At 51.9% G+C, this 20,058-nt stretch carries 19 protein-coding genes and 2 pseudogenes; 8 read left to right on the top strand and 13 right to left on the bottom strand.

Going from position 1 to position 20,058, the window contains the following annotated elements; genetic code table 11:
• Window position 1: 1 nt before the first annotated feature.
• The gene (locus tag EAO80_RS18615) at window positions 2-1,951 is read right to left on the bottom strand and encodes a 3-hydroxyacyl-CoA dehydrogenase/enoyl-CoA hydratase family protein (RefSeq protein ID WP_122091309.1); all 1,950 of its coding nucleotides are present in this window, start codon (window positions 1,949-1,951) and stop codon (window positions 2-4) included.
• Window positions 1,952-2,280: 329 nt separating this feature from the next.
• Between EAO80_RS18615 and EAO80_RS18610 the strand changes: the two genes are divergently transcribed.
• Window positions 2,281-3,444, top strand: a complete 1,164-nt coding sequence (locus EAO80_RS18610; RefSeq protein WP_122091308.1) for an acyl-CoA dehydrogenase family protein — start codon at window positions 2,281-2,283, stop codon at window positions 3,442-3,444.
• Between the two features lie 65 nt (window positions 3,445-3,509).
• Window positions 3,510-5,060 carry a long-chain-fatty-acid--CoA ligase gene (locus EAO80_RS18605; protein ID WP_122091307.1) on the top strand — a complete coding sequence of 517 codons (1,551 nt, stop codon included), beginning with the start codon at window positions 3,510-3,512 and terminating at the stop codon, window positions 5,058-5,060.
• A gap of 130 nt (window positions 5,061-5,190) precedes the next feature.
• Here the strand turns inward: EAO80_RS18605 and EAO80_RS18600 are convergent, their stop codons facing one another.
• On the bottom strand, window positions 5,191-6,357 hold the full coding sequence (locus EAO80_RS18600; protein WP_122091306.1) for an acyl-CoA dehydrogenase family protein: 1,167 nt from the start codon (window positions 6,355-6,357) through the stop codon (window positions 5,191-5,193).
• 536 nt (window positions 6,358-6,893) lie between these two features.
• Here EAO80_RS18600 and EAO80_RS18595 point away from each other — a divergent pair.
• Entirely contained in the window at window positions 6,894-7,232 is a 339-nt protein-coding gene (locus EAO80_RS18595) for a hypothetical protein (protein WP_122091305.1), read from the top strand.
• Between the two features lie 228 nt (window positions 7,233-7,460).
• Here EAO80_RS18595 and EAO80_RS18590 read toward each other — a convergent pair whose 3' ends face one another.
• From EAO80_RS18590 to EAO80_RS18575, 6 genes and pseudogenes are all read right to left on the bottom strand, one after another.
• Window positions 7,461-8,348, bottom strand: a complete 888-nt coding sequence (locus tag EAO80_RS18590; RefSeq protein ID WP_122091304.1) for a DMT family transporter — start codon at window positions 8,346-8,348, stop codon at window positions 7,461-7,463.
• Window positions 8,349-8,538: 190 nt separating this feature from the next.
• Window positions 8,539-8,757: pseudogene (locus tag EAO80_RS20935) on the bottom strand (alpha/beta fold hydrolase); the annotation flags it as partial.
• A gap of 15 nt (window positions 8,758-8,772) precedes the next feature.
• Window positions 8,773-8,931, bottom strand: a complete 159-nt coding sequence (locus tag EAO80_RS19960) for a hypothetical protein (protein WP_162994086.1) — start codon at window positions 8,929-8,931, stop codon at window positions 8,773-8,775.
• Between the two features lie 161 nt (window positions 8,932-9,092).
• Window positions 9,093-9,485, bottom strand: coding sequence for a PIN domain-containing protein (locus EAO80_RS18585; RefSeq protein WP_122091303.1), 393 nt, complete (start codon window positions 9,483-9,485; stop codon window positions 9,093-9,095).
• Window positions 9,482-9,724 (bottom strand): antitoxin VapB family protein, encoded by a 243-nt coding sequence (locus EAO80_RS18580; protein WP_122091302.1) that lies wholly within the window; start codon window positions 9,722-9,724, stop codon window positions 9,482-9,484. The genes EAO80_RS18585 and EAO80_RS18580 overlap by 4 nt, the downstream gene beginning before the upstream one ends.
• 187 nt (window positions 9,725-9,911) lie before the next feature.
• The gene (locus tag EAO80_RS18575) at window positions 9,912-10,313 is read right to left on the bottom strand and encodes a hypothetical protein (protein ID WP_122091301.1); all 402 of its coding nucleotides are present in this window, start codon (window positions 10,311-10,313) and stop codon (window positions 9,912-9,914) included.
• A 264-nt stretch (window positions 10,314-10,577) separates the two neighbouring features.
• On the opposite strand from EAO80_RS18575, the gene EAO80_RS18570 reads away from it, so the two are divergent.
• A complete protein-coding gene (locus tag EAO80_RS18570) occupies window positions 10,578-10,835 on the top strand; it encodes a hypothetical protein (protein ID WP_122091300.1) in 258 nt (85 codons plus the stop codon).
• Window positions 10,836-11,217: 382 nt separating this feature from the next.
• On the opposite strand, the gene EAO80_RS19955 is transcribed toward EAO80_RS18570, so the two are convergent.
• Both EAO80_RS19955 and EAO80_RS18565 read right to left on the bottom strand, forming a co-directional pair.
• Window positions 11,218-11,673: a hypothetical protein gene (locus EAO80_RS19955; protein WP_162994085.1), complete on the bottom strand. Its 456-nt coding sequence runs from the start codon at window positions 11,671-11,673 to the stop codon at window positions 11,218-11,220.
• Between the two features lie 9 nt (window positions 11,674-11,682).
• Entirely contained in the window at window positions 11,683-12,174 is a 492-nt protein-coding gene (locus tag EAO80_RS18565) for a DUF7342 family protein (RefSeq protein WP_122091332.1), read from the bottom strand.
• Between the two features lie 481 nt (window positions 12,175-12,655).
• Here EAO80_RS18565 and EAO80_RS18560 point away from each other — a divergent pair.
• Window positions 12,656-12,838, top strand: a pseudogene (locus EAO80_RS18560) (DUF7437 domain-containing protein); the annotation flags it as partial.
• The gene (locus EAO80_RS18555; protein WP_122091299.1) at window positions 12,835-13,344 is read left to right on the top strand and encodes a hypothetical protein; all 510 of its coding nucleotides are present in this window, start codon (window positions 12,835-12,837) and stop codon (window positions 13,342-13,344) included. The pseudogene EAO80_RS18560 and the gene EAO80_RS18555, both read left to right, overlap by 4 nt.
• Before the next feature lie 358 nt (window positions 13,345-13,702).
• On the opposite strand, the gene gdhB is transcribed toward EAO80_RS18555, so the two are convergent.
• From gdhB to EAO80_RS18540, 3 genes are all read right to left on the bottom strand, one after another.
• Window positions 13,703-15,004: a glutamate dehydrogenase GdhB gene (gene gdhB, locus EAO80_RS18550; RefSeq protein ID WP_122091298.1), complete on the bottom strand. Its 1,302-nt coding sequence runs from the start codon at window positions 15,002-15,004 to the stop codon at window positions 13,703-13,705.
• A 2-nt stretch (window positions 15,005-15,006) separates the two neighbouring features.
• On the bottom strand, window positions 15,007-15,150 hold the full coding sequence (locus EAO80_RS18545; protein WP_122091297.1) for a rubrerythrin-like domain-containing protein: 144 nt from the start codon (window positions 15,148-15,150) through the stop codon (window positions 15,007-15,009).
• A gap of 122 nt (window positions 15,151-15,272) precedes the next feature.
• Window positions 15,273-18,146, bottom strand: a complete 2,874-nt coding sequence (locus EAO80_RS18540) for a bacterio-opsin activator domain-containing protein (protein WP_122091296.1) — start codon at window positions 18,144-18,146, stop codon at window positions 15,273-15,275.
• Between the two features lie 654 nt (window positions 18,147-18,800).
• Between EAO80_RS18540 and EAO80_RS18535 the strand changes: the two genes are divergently transcribed.
• Both EAO80_RS18535 and EAO80_RS20130 read left to right on the top strand, forming a co-directional pair.
• On the top strand, window positions 18,801-19,457 hold the full coding sequence (locus EAO80_RS18535; RefSeq protein WP_122091295.1) for a trimeric intracellular cation channel family protein: 657 nt from the start codon (window positions 18,801-18,803) through the stop codon (window positions 19,455-19,457).
• Between the two features lie 346 nt (window positions 19,458-19,803).
• The gene (locus tag EAO80_RS20130; protein WP_211330770.1) at window positions 19,804-20,010 is read left to right on the top strand and encodes a hypothetical protein; all 207 of its coding nucleotides are present in this window, start codon (window positions 19,804-19,806) and stop codon (window positions 20,008-20,010) included.
• Window positions 20,011-20,058: the final 48 nt, after the last annotated feature.

Here is a 20,058-nt window from a genome sequence, read left to right as displayed (position 1 = left end):
GTTACTCCCCCTGGAACTCAGGATCTCGATCCTCAGTGAATGCTGCAGCACCTTCCGAGGCATCTTCCGTTCCAAGTAAGAGACCGAATGCCTGTGCCTCCATTTCTAACCCTGCATCAAGGTCCTGGTCACGTCCTTTATTCATCACCTGCTTTGCCTTTCGCAGCGCTATTGGAGGACCGGTAACAAGGTCATCAACAAATGTCTCGACTGTCTCCTCGAAATGCGCTTCTGACACGGCGCGGTTGATCAACCCCCACGTCTCAGCAGTCTCAGCATCGATACGGTTGCCCCGGAAGACGAGTTCTTTCGCACGGGCCTCACTTAACATTCGAATTACACGTTGCGTACCACCACCACCAGGTAACAAACCCAGATCAATTTCGGGAAAGCCAAACTCAGTTGACTCGGTCGCAATTCGGAGGTCACACGCGAGTGCGAGCTCAAGGCCGCCACCGAGGCAGTAGCCGTCGATCTTTGCAAGTACCGGTCTCGGGAATTCTGCGACGGTAGTGAACATCTGTGTCACCTCTTTCTCGTGAGGTGCGACCCCCGAGAAACCGGAGATATCCGCGCCGGCACAGAATGCCCGATCACCTGCACCCTCGAAGGTAACGGCCCGTACCTCATCGAGGTTAGCATTCTCAAGCAGATGAACGATCTCATTCATCAGATCCTCGTTGAGCGCGTTCAGCCGTTCGGGTCGGTTGAGTTCGATTTCGAGGAGCCCATTCTCGACGTCGTGGTTCAGGGTCGTATAGTCGTGTGCTGTCCTGTCACTGTACTCGTAGAAACCAGTACCCGCGTCTTCACCGGTCTGTCCTGACTCGACGAGGTGACGGAGGTGATCGGAGGGTTCGTAGCGCTCTTCTCCGTACTCCTCGTACAACGACTCGAGTTTCTTGAGGACAGTATCAAGCCCGATCTTGTCCGCTCGTCTACAAGGCCCCTCAGGAAAGCCTGCACCAAGGCGAAGTCCTGTGTCGATCGCTTCGGCGGTAGCGACGTCGTTTCCAATCAATTTCGCGGCTTCGTTGATAATCCGCGCTTCGATACGTAGTGTATCAACATCCTCGCCTTGGCCAGGCTCATAGTCGGGGCCTTCGCCGGTCTCATACTCGTAGTAGCCCCGGCCCGTCTTTCGACCGAGTTCCTCGGATTCAACTTTTTTCTCAAGAATGGGCGGAATTGGCTTACCTGCTTCTTTCCGAATATGATAACCAACGTCGATACCGGTGAGATCGCCCAGTTCGAACGGTCCCATTGGGTAGCCTCGTTGATGAACCATTGCAGCATCGATCTCAGGGATTTCGTAGCGTCCCTCGCTGACCATCCATCCTGCTTCGTCACCGAACGGTCCCAGAACGGAGTTGACGACAAATCCGTTGACGTCCTTACGAACGTAGATTGGCGTTTTGGCGATCGACTCGACGAACTCAGATGCAGTGTTGGCGGTTTCATCGGTTGTTTCAGATCCATAGATCACCTCGACCAAATCCATCTTCACTGGTGGATTGAAAAAGTGCATTCCCACGACCTGCTCCGGTCGGTTCGTTGCAGATGCGATCTCAGTGATCGACAACGAGGAGGTGTTCGACGCGAGAATCGCATGTTCGGGCGCGAACGCATCGAGATCAGAAAAGATCTCTTTTTTCAAATCCATTTGCTCGGGTGCCGCTTCGATAACAAGGTCAGCGTTCGCAACTGCAGTTTCAAGTTCTACCTCAATATCGATTCGGCTAAGAACGTTATCAGGTGCTTCGTCGATAATGTCTTTCTCGAAGAGTTTCTCGAGACTCCACTCAATTGATTCGTAACCATCTTCGACGAACTGGCGCTCTACGTCGCGCATTATTACTTCATAGCCAGCGATGGCAACCACCTCCGTGATCCCGTGGCCCATATTACCTGCGCCGAGTACAGTGACACGATCTATATCACTAACAACCATAGAATGTTCTGCGATAACTCTCACCTTAATTCCATCGGATATACCTACCACTGTTGCAAATTTATTAATATAGATAAATACTGGTTCGTCTATTCTTCGATATCATCCTACCTGTTAATCACAGCAGTATCTGATTACTGTCTTACTTGATAGGGGATTCCGATATAGGCGTTCATCGGTTCTATTCTCTGAACAATGCCAAGTCTCGATATTGAACTTCGATTACTGGCACGACATTTTTGTTAGTATTGGTAGCTACTATCGAGTTTATTGCTACCGATTAAGTTTGATACCGCAATATTTATCATCTATGTTAATCACATCTACGTATGCTAGATTTCGTTGAGCTTGAATCGGATCTGAGTGAAGAAGAGCAGACAGTTCGGGACGAAGCCAAGGAATTCGTTGAAGAAGAAGTTCGGCCGATCATCGCAGATCATTATCTTGAGGGGACATTCCCTGAAGAACTTATTTCTCGACTGGGAGATCTCGGTTTCTACGCACCAAATCTCGAAGGGTATGGCCTCTCGAACGTGAGCGAGACCGCCTATGGCTTGTTGATGCAAGAGCTTGAGGCCGGGGATTCCGGTCTTCGATCAATGGCCAGCGTTCAGGGGGCACTCGTCATGTATCCCATTTACGCCTTCGGCAGCGAGGAGCAAAAAGAGCGGTGGCTCCCCTCACTGGGTAAGGGCGAGGCCATTGGTGGATTTGCCTTGACCGAACCCGAGCACGGCTCGGACGCAGGCAGCATGGAGACGCACGCTGAGCGCGATGGCGAGGAGTTCGTCCTGAACGGCGAGAAGCGCTGGTGTACCAACTCGCCCATTGCAGACGTGCTGGTCGTCTGGGCACGCGATACATCAAGCGAGGGCGCACCGGTGCGGGGATTTTTGGTCGAAACCGACCGCGACGGGCTCGACATCGACACCATCGATGGGAAGCTCTCACTTCGGGCCTCCAGTTCCGGGGAGTTCACGATGGAGAACGTCCGCGTGCCCGATGAGAACGTCCTCCCCGGCGTCGAGGGGATGAAGGGGCCGCTGTCATGTCTCACGCAGGCGCGCTACGGCATCGCGTGGGGCGCGGTCGGGGCGGCCCGGGACTGTTTCGAGGAGGCCCGCGCGTACGCGACCGACCGCGAACAGTTCGACAAACCCATCGGCGGGTTCCAGCTCCAACAGGAGAAACTCGCGGAGATGGCCACGGGGATCACGACGAGTCAGCTGCTGGTCCATCGGCTCGCGGATCTCAAGGAGCGCGGCGAGCTGCGTCCCCAGCACGTCTCGATGGCCAAGCGCAACAACGTCAAGATGGCCCGCGACCAGTCCCGGATCGCTCGTGAAATGCTCGGCGGCAACGGAATTACAGCTGAGTACTCTCCCATTCGCCACATGGCGAACATGGAGACGGTCTACACCTACGAGGGCACCCACGACATCCACACGCTGATACTCGGCCAGGATCTTACCGGCCTCTCCGCATTCGAATAAGTTACTAGAAACTTATAAAAAATCTACGAATAACATTTAGATAGTACCGTCATCTATTTTCAGGCGTGACAAACCTTCTCACCACTATCGGAGAGACAGTCGAAGCAAGTCCTGAAGCGACAGCAATCGGGTTTGAAAATCGTAAAATCAGTTACAAGGAGTTGTGGGATCGGACAAGGAAATTCGCGTACGCGCTCTCGGAAGCAGGTATTGAGCCGGGGGATCGCATCGGAATCTATCTTCCAAACATTCCGGAGTACGTGACCGCATTCCATGGTATCCTCTGTGCTGGCGGGGTTGTTGTCCCGATGAATCCACAATACAAAAGCCGGGAGATCAAACACCTACTCGCTGATAGTGGGGCAAAAGCTGTCGTCGGACTTTCGGAGCGTATCGGACACATCACCAAGATACAAGATGAGACGAACGTCGAAACAGTCGTCTCGGTTGGAACTACCACGAAAGATACCATTAAGTTTGAGACGTTTCTCGCGGATGATACACTGGACATTATCGATCGGGCGGATGATGAAGTCGCTGTACAGCCATATACGTCCGGCACGACTGGGAAATCAAAAGGTGTCCTTCTAACACACTCTAATCTCGAGTTTGAGGCTCGTGTCTCTCCCCAGATTCATGATGGAATTGACATGACCGATAAAATGCTGGGTGTGTTGCCGTTATTCCATATTTACGGTATGACCGTTACAATGTTAGCGACACTCTATGGTGGGGGTAGCTATCATCTAGTATCAGAATGGGATGCGAGAGAAACGCTTGATCTCATTTCAGACGAGGGCATTACGCTAATGCATGCCGTCCCAACGATGTACAATGATTTGGTAAATCACCCTGCTGCTGAAGACCATAATCTGGAAACAATTCGCTTTGCCAATGCAGGCGGTAGTAGCCTCCCACGAGAAGTAATACGACGATTTGAGGAGTTATTCGAGCCGTCATTGTTAGAAGGATATGGCTTGACAGAAACATCACCAGTTACCCACGCTAACCGTCTTGCTGATCGTCGAATCGGGAGTATCGGAAAGCCACTTCCAGGCATCGAATCAAAGATTGTCAACAAGAATTTCGAGGAACTGCCATCTGTTGAACAGGGCCCAGTAAACGATGAGACGAATTTAGAGGATGTTGTCGGAGAGCTAGTGATACATGGACCGAACGTCATGAAAGGATATCATAGCCTAGATAGTGCAAATCAGAAAGCATTTACAGAGGAACGAACCAAACGTTGGTTTCATACCGGCGACCTCGGTTATCAGGATGAAGATAGCTTCTTTTATATCGTAGATCGAGAGAAACACATGATCGTTACTGGCGGATATAATGTCTATCCCCGCGAGGTAGAGGAGTTACTGTTTGAGCATGAAGGAGTAGCGGATGCTGCTGTCGTCGGTATTGAAGATGAGCGTCGTGGTGAGACGGTTAAGGCATTTGTCGTTCCCCAACCAACTATCGAAGTTACGCCGGAAGAAATCAAACAGTACTGTCTCGAAAATCTTGCAGAGTACAAACATCCCCGTGAAGTCAAGTTCGTCGATAATCTCCCGCGGACGACCACGGGGAAGATACAGAAGTTCGTGCTTGAATCAGAGGAGTGATTATAATCGATACAATCTGCTCTCCCATGTAACTACATCGATAGCAATCCCATCATTCTCCTCCAAAAATCGCCAGTTTCTCTGCGGAATGTCGATTTAACAAGCGGTGCAATGATCCGCTTGGATAGAATTATGACTGTTCGTTCCGTTTGACCTGTTGACTATATATTAGATTGCGTTGAATCTCGTTTGCACCTTCATAGATAACGGGAATCCGACAATCTCGATAAATACGAGCGATCCGACGATCAGTTAATATAGAGCGGCCACCATGCAGCTGCATCCCACGTTCGGCACATGTCACGGCTGTTTCTGTCGAGTTGGTCTTCACAATTGCCCCCCACAAACTCGTATCCTCTCCCCGGAGTGCTTTATCGGCGGCTCGCCAGTTTACTGCTCGAGCGCTCTCAAAGTCGATTCGCATATCCGCAAGGTCGTGTTGGACAGATTGGAAATCACTCACATTCTTCCCAAATGCTTCGCGGTCATGGACAAATTCCCAAGTCTCCTCAATGGCAGCTGCTGCCATTCCCAGTCCGTGACCCCCAACAATGACTCGTTCATCATTAAAGAACTCTACAAGTCTATAGAAGCCCTTGTTTTCTGTCCCAACGAGGTTGTGCTCGGGAATTCTACAGTTGTCGAAGGTGATATGGCCCTGTTTGCTCGCTCGAAACGCCATTTTTTCCGGAATATGCTCTGCCTCGTAGCCATCGGTGTCGGTCGGGACAATGAACAACGAATAGTTTGAGTAGCGATGATCCGAGTCGTCTGTTTTCGCATAGACCGTGAGCCAGTCGGCTTCAACGGCATTGCCAACCCAATATTTCTCACCGTTCAATACCCATTCATCACCGTCCTTCTCAGCACGAGTCGTCATTCCTGCAAGGTCGCTTCCTGTCTCCGGTTCCGAAACTGCAAGTCCAGTGATTTGGTCGCCTTCTGCGACTGGACGCAGGAATTTTTCGTGCTGATCCTTAGTCCCGTGCCTTTCAACAAGTTGACCACCGAAGCTTGCCAGTCGTAATGTGAGCCCAATACCAGGATCGGCTCGAAAGAACTCCTCTACGAGCGCAAGCATTTCCGCAATATCAAACCCGCGACCACCGTAGTTCTCAGCTATATCCTGAGCGACGAGTCCCGCCTCCCGACCTGCTTCTAGGATTTCCCAAGGATACTCTCCTGTTCTATAATACTCCTCTGCATTTGGGGCGACATACTGTTGGGCGAAGTCGTGCGCTTCTTGTTTCACACCACGAGCGTGCTCCGGCACTATCGATTCATCTAATAATTCCATAACTACCACCTACTCCGTGTGTCTTCTTTTTCTTCTGCTTTGGTCGAATAACCTCCACTTCTGAACGTCTTTATAGCTATTTGCGACCGTTTATTCACAAAATAGGCCCTAATGGGATTGGTGTTCTCGTTAGTAGTGTTTCTGATTGGCATTGCTTCTTAGTGCTGTACGAATGAGCGTCTTAAAATAGTACTGATTAGAGTTCCAGATAGCTAAAGTCGTAAAATAAACTCCACGACTAGTTTATCGCCACTAAAATATATGCCAGAGGATGGCTTCGATCCACTATCCATTTAGGAATCTATCACGCAGCGTAGATTTCCATATTACCCAACTGAAAGACGAATATGGACCACGACATCATAGAATGGAGCGAACAGTACAACGCGAACTACGACCCAACCCTCAAAGAAATCGAAGAGACCCTTACAAGAGCGCTCGGTGAGCAACACTACATCACATAAGAGCAGCTCGAGAAGGTAATGCAGTGGAAGCTGAATGCACAACGAGGACGGTGAGATCGATTCATCAAGCGGATGCACGAAGTCCCTGCAGCGTTCGTCCAGCGAATAAGTGAGGCAGCCTTTCTGGTCGACGACCCGAAAATCCAGCTGAAAACTCTTACTTCGATACCCGGTATCGGACCTGCAACTGCGACAGTCGTTCTCGCATTTCATGACCCGACGAACTATGTAGTCGGTGATCGATACATAGTCGCAGCTCTCTTTGGTGACGACCGAGCACTACGTCTTTCTGACTATCCACGACTCCTTACTGCACTCCGTGATCGGAACCCAGGCGAGTTCGATCTCCGGACTGTCGAGAAAGCGTACTACCAGCAGTGGCGAGAGACGTACGATGTCGGCCGCTGGTGAGAAGCATATCCGTTGACGAGAACCAACAGCGGGGAGTCGCTCCCCAACGAGAGTCCCCCTTGTGCAACAATCATTCTTATCGATGTTGCACAGGTAGCGACTCAGTCAACAAACCTCCCGTACACCTCTCTCTCGCCTCAAGCACCACTAGGTATACGGTCTCGTTCGCAAATTCGCTTCCAAATCTACCACGCCGCGATTATCAATGCGATTCCTGACATCATCTCATCATTCTCGTTCAAGTACAATAACACCAATCAGAATGAGAATACCACCGATAACCGTTGTCATCGTAACTGGTTCGGCGAATAGTACCGCACCAAGAGCAACTGTAACAGGGGGTTCAACAGTGCTTATGATCCCAGCTCGGCTGGCACCGATTTGTTTGAGTCCGGCGAAGAACGCGACAACCGGAATCGCGGTCGCGAAGACCCCGAGACACAGGAGGATCGTCCATGCGAACAGGGTCTGTGGAATCGTGAAATCGCCGCTTGCGGTGCCGATGACGACAAACGATGTGCCAGCAGCTGGTAGTACGTACGCAGTCAGAACCATCGGATCAATCGTCATGAGCATCGCTCGCGAGAGAGTGATGTAAGCGGCATACGCAAGCGCAGCGCCAAGAACGACGAGTACGCCCACAAGCGATGCACCCGCAGGGTTTGCCCCGGTAACGAGTACGATACCGCCGAGAGCGAAGCAGAGTGCTACCAGCATCGGTCGGCTTACCCGTTCCCCAATTAGGGCAATCGCCAGAATGACGACAAAGACAGGATATGTATAGAGAACAATGGCGACCATTCCTGCAGTCATAAATTCCAATCCGACGAAGTAGAGCCCGCTCTGTGTCGCGTAGCCGAACGCACCGAGTCCGAGTGCAATCAGCAGTGCTCGCCCGTGAAGGAGTGTCAATCGATCTCTCCACGCGAGAAAACCCCACACGACGATCGTCGCGAATAGGAACCGAAAGACGAGGACGGTCGGAATCGAGAGATCTGCACGTTGAGCGTAGATGCCAAAGATACCGAGCGTACCGAAGCCTACAGCCGACAGGAATACCAGCATGAGTCCCGTCCGTTCAGAATCAAGATGACGCCAGTTGCTGTAGCCGCTCATACATCCTAGTTTCTCAGCGTCACCCTACCAATGAGTATCGTTACGAGACTTGTACAGGCGTATTTCCCGCTAGCGTTCATATGCGAGCAATTCACATCATCGTGGTATGGTATTCAAGTAAGAGACTGCGTTACTTTATTGGTCCGTGGGAAGGTGGCAGTCTATAGTAGTTTACTGTCAATTCTAGACTCTAGCTCGCTGGTCGCCAGGAAGTATCCGACAGCAACCACTCCTCCCGGTAAGCGCTGAGTCGGCTCGCCAGCTCATCTGGCCGACCCAGCATGACACAGTGACCGCCGTCTATCTTGTCTGGAACGGTGTCCAGTCTCTCACGAACGACTCCACGGGCGAACTCCGGCGGGAACACGCGGTCATCATGACAAAGCAGGAATTTCGTTGGCACATTTGGCCAAGATTCAAGCGGTCACGGTTTGTTTGGGAAGTGCTCACGTCCCTCAGCAAGTCGTTTGGCTTCTGCTGCGAAATCAGGAGGAACGTCGTTATAGAAGGTGTCTGGATCCTCCCAATCCGGATTCATCTCTTGGTTGTAATCGGTATTGATCCACCGCTCCTCGAACGTCACACCCGAAGTGGAGATCTTTCCTGCAATGAAGGACCAAGAGCCATGCCGCAGCTCTCTTACAGACCAACGGACCGACAAACTCACTGGCGGAGTGGGTGATGATAATTAGCAATCGCGATCCATAGCGATTACTACTCTCATCCTATTCCCGATAATGAAGATCAGTATGTTCGTACGTCGAGACCATCGATGCGTTCGAAGTGGTCAACATTCCGGGTGACAATGGGCTCGTCGTGGAGAAGAGCAGTAGCGGCGATGATGCAGTCTTCACGGTCAACCTCTTGTCCGGATGTGATAAGTTCGCCTGAGAGTTTCCCGGCCTTTCGCATTACCTTCGTGTCACCGGGGATGGCGTGACGAGAGTCGAGGACAGCGAGTATCTTCTGGCGGCGCTCTTCCGGAATATCTAACTGCGGTACGGCCTCGTACAGTTCGAGTACGGTAATGCTGGCAAGGCGTTCTGGTCGCTGTTCGGACTCGATAATGTCGAGAAATCGTACGGCATCAGAGTCGTCGTGAAGGATGTCGATGATGAACGAGGTGTCCTCAATCATTCCTCGCCTCGAAGGTCGTCAGCGAGGCGGTTACGGCGGTTGCGGGAGCGTTCCCGTCCATCCTCGATGATTGCTTCGAGGTCGTCCGCCTCGTCCTCAGAGAGGATGCCTGCGATCTCGGCCCAAGACTGTTCGCCTGCGATTCGTTTGACGACCTCCGAGAAGGATTCCCCTTCCCGTTTGCGGGCTTTGAGACGTTCGTAGGCTTCCTCGTCAAGCGAGATCGTTTTGGTCGCCATTCCAATACACAGTTGTGTGTGTAGATTAATAAAGGTGAGAGAAGATATCACGATCCTATTGTTATCCCCGTACCTGAACGACGATCTTGGAGTGCAATTAGTGCGCTTGCTGTAGCACAGTCAATCTCTTTCTAATTCGCTGACTGATGATAGATCCAACACAGTGGCGTCGACAAAGTAAAGGAAATTAATCCGATTGAGAGGTGAACGACGGTGCTGTATCGGCTGAAACGTACGAATCAACCTGAACAGAATTCTGATGGCGCTTGTGGTCGTACCAGAGATACGCATCGGTACAGAAAAGATCAATTCGTTCACTAATACTGCCAACTGCGTGCGATTGGTTGTACGGTGATTTCGGAGCTCGGAAGAAGCCGATCAGCGTCCACATAACACAGGTTGCGAGTGCTCCTGCAGCGGAGAAGGTCATGCCGAGTGTTGCAAACGTAAACGCGTAGACGCCACCGATAATCATCGAGGGAGCGCTCGTTGCAATTGGGACTTGTGCAGCCGTATCCCGAAGTGTTGGTGCAAGGAATACAATAGAGAGGCTGCTGCCGATCATGAAGATGAAATCTTGCCACATCATTCTTGTACTTCTCTGTGGGTGAGAGGGTGGTTTCGAACTCGCATCAAGATTTACTCGATTGGTAGTAAATAAATGCCTTATGATCCAGTAATTCATTAATTTGTACACAGAAGGTCTAAGACGGCAAATCAGTGATGATACCGTTACCCAGTAATATGTGTTCTACTGCTATTGAATGCTACCCAGAAGAAGACCATATAGAATATCACAAGAGACGGAAGAGCTACCGAGAGTTTATATCAGAAGACGGGCCCACAGAGCGTGATGACCCTCAAACTCGGCGATCGTGTCCGAATCGACATTCCCGACGAACTCGATCCCGACTTCAACCTGCACGGCGAACACGCCATCGTCCTCGACAATGACCCTGGACGGTGTACATGTGGATGTGAGGTCCTCTACAAAGTCGCATTCGAAACTCAAGAGCTCTCGATCGAAATGCACCCCTGGGATCTTCGCCCACCAATTGAACCGATGCCATCCCTCGAATCGCTCTCATCAGATCCAGCAGAGACGGTATAGATGAATCGACGGGACCCTCGCGAGCCGCCCGTGAGTAGTACCGTACACTCGAGATGAAATGGGAATTCGTCTCTTGAGGTTAACTCAAGAAAACTGCTGCGTGAGGTGCTTCTCGCTCTCTCTTCACCTTTCCTTCGTGTGGACAACTCAGGAAACCGCTGTGTGAGTGTTGGGATTCCTGGCTCGTCGATTGTCTATCCAGCGGACCTCTCTTGCTTTTTTGGCTCTGAGAATCGTTGTCCAATACACTCGAGCCTTCCCTTGACATTCTCTATGTCGTGAAAGTCGGCTCACTGATCGATGTCCATTCGTTTCAATATGTCTGTAGGAAGCTCTCTCGAACTGATGGTCCTATAGTCTTGAGATACGCAAATAGGGTCAGTTACCGGTATAGGGGTGCTGCAACTGAGGGAATGATATTGACGAAAAGCCGGTCGAGTATGTCCCACAGGATTCGAGGCGGCGTAATAGCCTCGACAGTGGCCGCCTGGTACACTAGCTTATCGAGCCCCGGATGATCATACTGGAAATGCATCTCTCCATATTCTGGATGATCATCATCCTGATGCCAGCCACAGTGAAACTGGATATTTGGATCGGCGTAGTCAATCCGAAATTCATCTGGAGACGGATGCTGTGTCCACTTGACCGTGATTGTCGGGTCCTCGGCTCCGATCAGTGAATCAAGCCGGTCAGGACGTACGTAGGCCTCAAGATAGCGCTTGTCCGCACTCGAAGGCCGATAGTAGACGCGGTCACTGTCGATTTGAGGAACTCGTTGGAGGACGTCCTTGAGAGACGAATAGACGTTCCCGTGATAGTTAGGACTTGGAGGCATATACTACAGCTATGCTACTACTTGTCGATTATCTGGAAATCGGTCATAGAGCTTCAGAGCATCTTCAATGATATCGAGACGCGTTTCGACGTGGTCCCATTCGATTGCGATATCACGACGCTGTTCGGCTTCTCCGTGATCGACAGTAGCGATCGTAGCCCGGAGTGCATTCGGAGTTGTAACGTCGTACGTTGTCTCCCAGGACTCTATTTGGGTACGAATCTCGTTGAGAGACTGCGCTAACTCATCCGCAGAATGGTTCTCATAGACCTCTCGCACCTCCTTGAGATACTGTGTAACATGATCTGGCGAGTAAAGCGTTCGTTCTCCATTCTCAATTCGTCTCAGCTGACGCTCATCAGCAAGCTTTTCGAGATACTTTCGAGCAGTTGCTGGCGAGACATCTGCCTCGTCAGCTACCCAGTGTGCGGTCTGGGGTTCGTTTAGTGACTCAGCGACCCACTGGACACGATCAGCGGCGGGTTGGTCTGTCCAACTCATTACCTCTTCTATACACTCAACCACCAAATAATTGATGCACATTAGATAATATTGAAGTATAAAAAGCAGTTTGTACGCAAGATGCCTTGTGCAACAATGAATGAGAATTAGCTGTTGTTGCACAAGGCTGGGGTCAAGCACTCACAGCTACACAGAGAAAAAGCGGTTATAGATAACGCAGGCGAGAATACCACGTCGTAAACGGCGTGGATGAATCGTCGTCATCACCCGGTTAAACGCCTGAATCGCAAGGAGTAGGTGCCCAACGGACGTACTCTTGGGTGTCGACGTGCTGGTATCCCGACGCGTCTCGACACTTCGAAAACTGGCAGTTGACTCGGTGTTTGCCTCATCAAACCGTCAGCCCTCGGGACCGCAGGCCGACAGAAAACAACCACGTAACTCCGAGTCCCACGCGGGATAGGAGTAACGGCCGCGTGGCACCGCCCCCGGTTCGTCGGACCCGACAGTACGGCGTCCGCGAGAACAGGGCGAGACGACCCATCGCCTGATGGCGCAGGATCTCGATATCTCGCCATTGGCTGCGGAAATCATCCTCCAAGCGCTTCGCCCCGTCGTCTACGACTACGACGAGATTGAGGAGACAGGGGCGTCGCTTGATACAATCAGTGTCGATGGCCCTGACACAACTGACGACGCGTGAGCCGTCTGCATATCGCTGATACTGGCCTGTTTGTCGCCATGGGCCAGCCATCGAACAGTCGGTACCAAGCCGTCAAACGGTTTGCCCGCCGCAATGACATTCGTTTCGTCCTCCCTGAACGGGTGTCTGACGAACTTGCCACCGACGAGTCTGATTTCCAGATACCGCCCGTCGATACCACAATTGAAGAGGGCTGGACGACAGTCGCGGCGCCACTTGAGTTCTCTCAGCTCATCGTTTCTCGAGTGATGGATGGCATCCAGCGATACATCGCGAACGCCGACGACCGGCCAGCGGATGAGGTTGAGCGGGCTGACGCTGCCCTCGCTGCGCTCGCGGCCCAGCATCTCAATACAGGCACAGCGACTGTGGTCTACATCTACACAACGGATCGTGCCGCTGGTGAAGGAGCCGAGACCATCCTGGCCAGTGAGGGATATGGTGATTCAGTCACGTTTGTGAATGGCTTCCGATTCATTGAGTATTTGCTCGCAGACGGTCTGTAACAGGACTAGTCCACTGACAGCCGTTGTCGGAGGTAGAATCTCTCAGGGGGTTTCTGGCTAGAGCCGTCAATAGCCGTTCAAGGATATACCCGCTAGTAACCGTACCGTTTGAACAATCGCCTGCGCGGGAGCTGGCTCTGCTTCTGTTAGTGGTCTGACCGGCTCTCGTGGGGATTAGCGTCCAAAGATATCACTCACCACCGACGCCAACTATTTCCAAGGAGTTATCTTACCAGTAGTTTCGAATCCGAAACTAGGTGAGTAAACAGAGATTCTAAGCAGCTGCTCTCTACGATAGGAGTCTTGATTACGTGACGACGAAAGATGTCGCGCCGCAAGCCAGACGGGTGGTATCGAATTACGGCCAGAGTCCTCGAGTTTCGTGCGCTTCTGCGATCCGGGACAATGCGACGATATAAGCTGCATCACGCCAGATGACGTCCCGATTTTCGAACTCTGTTTGGACGGCATACCAAGCAGCTTGCATTTCTGCTTCGAGTTCGTTGTTTACTCGTTCGTGTGACCATGACCGTCGATTGATATCTTGGAGCCACTCGAAGTAACTTACCGTGACACCACCAGCATTGGCGAGAATATCCGGAATTACCGCGATGTCTCGCTGTGCGAGGATTGAATCAGCTGCCGAAGTCGTCGGTCCGTTCGCGCCTTCGATGATGAAATCTGCGACGATCGACCCTGCGTTCTCCTTCGTGATTACGTTTCCTAAGGCTGCGGGAATGAGCACGTCAACGTCAAGCGTGAGCAATTCGTCATTCGAAATAACGGTGTCAGCGTACTTTGTGACTGCTTCTGGCTCCTCATTATGTGACGGAATAGACGCCGTATCAATCCCCTCTGGTTCGTACATTGCACCGTTCACGTCACTGATCGCAACAACGGTCATATCCCAGTCATCGAGTAGCCGAGCAGCATTCGCTCCGACACTTCCATAGCCTTGGACCGCAACCGTCGTCTCCTCGAGTTGGCGGTTGTAGTACTCACAAACCAACTGCGTAATGATCGCGACACTCCGTCCGGGGGCTTCTTCTCGACCTTTACTGCCACCGACAACTGGCGGTTTGCCAGTAACGACACCCGGTGTCGTTTCGCCTTTCTGCATCGAATATGCGTCCATCAACCATGCCATTGTCTCAGGATCGGTTCCCATGTCTGGGGCTGGAATATCTTGGTTAGGGCCGATAACGTCCTGAAGCTCTTGTGCGAATCGACGGGTGAGCCGCTCTTTTTCCGCTGGACTCAGTTCCTTTGGGTTGACGGCGATGCCCCCCTTCGCACCTCCAAACGGGAGGTCCATGACGGCGCATTTCCAGGTCATCCACATACCGAGGCCGACACATTCGTCTCTGGTCACATCGGGATGGTATCGAAGTCCGCCCTTAAACGGACCCCTGACGCTGTCATGTTGCGCTCGATAGCCCGTGAATACCTCGACTGTTCCGTCGTCTCGTTTGATGGGGACCGTTACTTCGTGAACTTTCTTTGGATGCTTGAGTCGCTTGACGACACTAGCATCAATATCGAGATGATTCGCAGCATGATACAGCTGCCGGCGAGCCGTTTCGAGTGTCGATTCTGACTCGATTGATTCTGTTGTCGCTCCGTCTGACTCGTTGTGAGTCGTATTAGTTTGGGATGCCATGATTATTCGAACGGCATTTGTCGGTTTCGCAGTGGGCCATTACAGTCAGGACAGTGTCCCGGGCTGGTTTTTGCGCTGATAATGCTGCCACACTGGAAGCACTCATATAGCGTTTCTTCGTTTGGTTCGGAGTCGATATCTCTCATGGGGAACTCACGAGTGCCGCCAGGGGATCCAGGGCACTCTGTAAAGACGTAATGAGTGTATTAGGGAATATTCAGTGGTTGATTATCAAACCTCTATTGAAAGAACCAGCTAGTTATCTAACTTAGCCAACGGAATCCACAATAGAGAGATTGTTCTCCTCGAACAGCGTTGCAAACAATTTCCGCTGGACGGTGCGAGCATGCTTGTAGAATGCAGGCGGAGAGATTCCGAGCGTCTCTGCAACCTCCTCACCCGTACTCTCGCGCGGTGACTCGAAGAACCCGCTATAGTATGCTGTCTGAATTACTTCGAGTTGTCGCTCAGTCACCTTCTCGAGGAACGTCGAGTAGAGGTTGTGTTCTATCGACTGATCAAGCGTCTGCTTCGAACGGAGTTCGACAGTGGAGAACGATTCATGGACGAGTTGTGTGATCGTTCTGCTATCAATACTATCTGGGATATCGATAACAAGCGTTGTAGTAGTCGGATCAGCCGTCGCCTCTTGGAAGACAGCACCGTGATCGGCTAACTCTAAGGCGAGAAACGGCTGTGTGAGCCGCAACCGGAGGACGCCACCTGTATCATTTGCACTGATCTGCTGTACGTCGTCGATTGCGGCCAGCTGTGATGCAGCTTCAGCGACAGCCTCCAGAGACGCGTCTTCGACCGTGACAAACACGTAACTCCCCTCAGTGGATTGCTGAACACCGCCTTGATACGAGAGACTGCACGCTGCATCCTTCGCAAGTCGTGAAAGGACAAACGTCGAGTCGTCGATGGCAAATTCAACGCGAGTCATCGACGTCGTGAGCAATGCATTCTTTCGCTCGATCGCACTGAGGGCAGACGCGATGGTTTCGCCGAATTCAGCCAGGACAGCCGTCGCCGTATCGTCGAACGCGTTCTGGGTCGATGCATACACTGTCAAAACACCGTGGGAGACGTCGTTGTACATAAGCGGAATGCTCAACACGGAGAGATAGTCGCGAGCGAGTGCCTTCTTTCGCCACGATTCCTCGCGGAGACCGGCGGCGACGTTTGTTACCAGTGTTACATCGTCACTGGCCGCAGTTTTCCCGGCTGGCTCCGTATCCGATTCCTGGACAGCGAACGATCGGCTATCGAGGTATCCCTGTTCAGTGCCGGCCCATGCCCGTGGCGTAAGGGTCTCGGTTATCGGATCAACTGTACCGATCCAGGCGAACTGGAACCGATCGTCGGCGGTCAACAATTCACAGACTGTATAATCGATTTCCTCGCGTGTTTCCGCTTGTACGAGGGCGTGATCAATCTCTCGGATCGTTTCGTTGATGCGATTCAGGGCAGTCAGTTGCTCGTTTTGTTCTTGCAGTGTTCGATCTTGCTCACGGAGTCGTGATTCTCGCGTGACGCGGTCGAGGGCTGCCTCGGCGGTTGCCGCGAGCAGGTCGGCCAGTTCTCGCGTCACATCGTCGAAGAATCCGATTTGGTTCGAACCTGCGATAAACACGCCGTGATTGCCGAGCGGGATATAGGTCGCAGTTCGGAGGCCGGTAGCACGGTTTTCGAGCCGGTCTGCGTCGTGAACATCATCGAAGAACAGCACCTCATCCTCGACAAAACTGTAACTTGGGAGTGTATCGCCGTCCGCATGAACTGTTGGAAGCGGGCCGTTCAGCTCCGTCATTGACGTCGAATATGCTGCGGGGCGGAGGTCGTTGGTACTGGCATCAAAGAGATAGACCGCACTTGCATCGAGGTCGAGAACACTCGGTGTGTCGTCGATGACATGCTGGGCAATTTCTTGGTGAGTCTCAGCATACAGGAAATCGCGGGCCGTTTCGTGGAGCGTTGCGAGTGCCTCTTCGCGCTGCTTGCGTTTCGTGATATCCCGACAGCTAAAGAGGAGCGTGCCGTCTTGAATCGAAACCTCACGTACGTTGACTAAGAGCGTGTGCTCACGTCCAGCTTTATCCGTCGCTGTGGTTTCGATATTCTTGAGAACGCCAGCGTCCGCAAGTTCAGCACGGTCGAAAAGATCCTCGCCGAGAAGATCAGTGATTGGTCCAAGCCCCTCAATTTCCGCAACTGTGTATCCAAAGATGAAGTGTACGTTAGGACAGATATAGGTATATTCGCCGTTCTCGTCCGTAATAAGGACGGTATCAGTCATATTGTTGAGCGTGACACGGTGGAGTTCTTCCGATTGTCGGAGATTGCGTTCGAGGTCGACACGCTCAGTGATGTCAACACCCTCAACGACGATCGAGACGAGGTCGCCGCGCTCGTTCTCAACCGGGCGGACAGAGAGATTGATGACGTGTGGATTATTGACGTATGATGGCTGTGGGACAACTGCTTTCCCAAACGCCCCGTCAAGGGCTTTCTTCACGAGGTGGTGAACATCCGTGTTCGTCGCGCCCGGTTGCGTCCACCATGGAAGCGTCCAGAATGGCTCGCCGACGACTGTGTCGATGTCTGCGTCGATCATATCTCGTGCTGTCTGGTTTACTCGGGTAAGTGACCCATTCGGGCTGAGGACCCACGTTGCCGTCCGTGAATCATTGAAGATGGTGTCGAACTGTCTGGCGCGCTCGCGCTGGGTAACCGTTCGTTGAGCGGACCGAACCGCCTGCTCGGTTCGATCTAATAGCCTCTCGATCATCTGTTCAGTCGATTCCGTTTGTGCGACGTAATCAGTAACCCCTGCCCCGATGGCTTCACTAGCGATAGTCTCACTTCCGGCTGTAGTCCCAATAATTACGGGGAATGTGGAAGTTTCGTTGCGAATTTCGTTAAGCAGCTCAAGTCCGGTTGTCTCATCCAGCCAGTACTCACTGACAAGACAGTCGATAGACTGATTCTGGAAGGCGTTGAGTGCTGCTACTGTGGTTTGAACCCTCTGTACAGCTGTACCAGTCCGCATCCGAAGAGCTGTTTCAAACTCCAAGAGCCATTCACTTGTCCCGACAAGTAGAACGCTTGATGAATCAAGGATAGTGGGGGACGCCGACATTATTCGATACCTGCGAGCCAGTACAGTTCCGGTTTAATGACGGTCCAGGTACGATTGTACCTCTGGTATTGTACTGGATCAAGATACGCGCTCATTGATAGTTTATACTCAAACTAGCCAGATCTAAAGACGTTTGCTGTTTAATCCTTCATAGGAATAGAAACGATATGAAAGATATCGTTACTACCACCTCTCGACTGCGGCGCCTTCTCAGGTAGATTTTCACTGCTCAGTGTACCTCACTATGATTGGCACGTACTTTTGGCTATCGGGGACTCTGATCTACTGGAGGCTGTCACACGCTCCATACCGTTCAATACCAGCGCTAGATAGTCTTTAGAGCAACAGAATAATCCTGGCTGTAATCGGTATTTCGGAGACAAATCCTCTGTTTACATATTTAAAAGGATACTGCTCCCATTTCGTAACTTCCTCGTTTGATGTTGCCAAGGACATTGACCGACTCAACACAGCAACAATCCCCTTCTCCATGGTCCGGAGTAGTTGCTTTCTCGGAATTCTGTCGGCCAATCACGGACAGCAGCATTGCATCCCTCGCCGGAATCTTAATTGAGGGCTTGAGGCTATGCCTCTACTATACTGGCTATCTCTGAGACAGAGCGTTCAAGAGACCTGCTCTACAAGCAACGATTAGTGAGCCAGGATCTCATTGGAGTACTCTTCGGTGACCCATTTGCGGTTATGAACACAATCGGTTTAGTTGCATTTGCGCTGGTTGGATCGGCCAAGGCGATTCGGGAAGAGTTCGATCTGTTTGGTATTGCTGTCGTCGGGCTAGCAATGGCGTTTGCCGGGGGAGTGACACGGGATCTCCTTGTGAATCGTATCCCCTTAGCGCTCCAATCACCGGTCGAGATCGGTCTGGGACTCCTTGGTGTCAGCTTAGCGATCGCAGTGAGTGCTGTTCTGCGGTCACCAGATAGTCATCCACTGACACTTTTCGCTGACGCTATTGGACTTGCTGCCTTCGCTACGACAGGTGCGATTGTTGCGACCGGAGCAGGTGTCTCAGCCTTTGGTGTCGTTGCTATTGCGACGATCAATGCAGCAGGTGGCGGGGCAATTGCAGATATTCTTCTTGACCGGTCTCCGTTCATCCTCTTTGAGGATTTCTACGCGACGTGTGCAGTATTCGGCGGAAGTGCGTACTGGATCATCGAAAGTATTGGAGCAACCGACAGTACCGCTGCCATAGTGTGTGCGGCAGTAACTGTCGGAACTCGGCTGGCCGCAGCTACGTATGGTTGGAATATCCCCTCAGTGCAGACATTGGGACTCTTAGACAAGTGAGACAGGGCACCCTCGTTAGTTTAGAGACCGTCGCGGATACCATACTGAATCCACCCGATCTACTACTTAATTCCCACGACCTTGTTCTCCACGAGCAGGTCATCGACGAACTCACCGAGACGCCCTCCTACAACGATGCCTCGAGGAAAGCGGCATAGGCTATCCTTGATTGACAGGCTGCGTTCGACGTTCATAGTGTCGGACTTGGCGAGGCGTTCCCACTTGACAGTGAAGAGAGCGCAGCAGTCACACATTGGCGAATAAGATAGATGCAGTCCATGTGCTTTGTGACGAGTTCAACCGATTAGCGTTGGTCCATGCATCGCTGGTGGATACACACCTCGTAATGACACTGATCGTGCTCAGGGCGCTTGCTCGAAACGATGTGCTCACCGTGGAGATCGTCGAGGATTTCTTGGACGAAATGAGCGACGCCCGTAGCTGGTCAGCGAACCCCTACGTCGCACGTGCGAAATCCACGCTGCAACAGCAGCGAGATGACCTTAGCCGCACGTTTCAGACAGCACCCCTGGAATACGATTCTCTATTCTAAGTGTATAGAAACTCTTATCAATTGAATAATTAATTAACGACCGGAGCT

The organism is Halalkalicoccus subterraneus, assembly GCF_003697815.1.
In the GTDB taxonomy this organism is placed as follows: Archaea; Halobacteriota; Halobacteria; order Halobacteriales; family Halalkalicoccaceae; genus Halalkalicoccus; species Halalkalicoccus subterraneus.
Note: the sequence above shows the minus strand (reverse complement) of the source record. Positions and strands in the feature narration are given on the sequence as shown.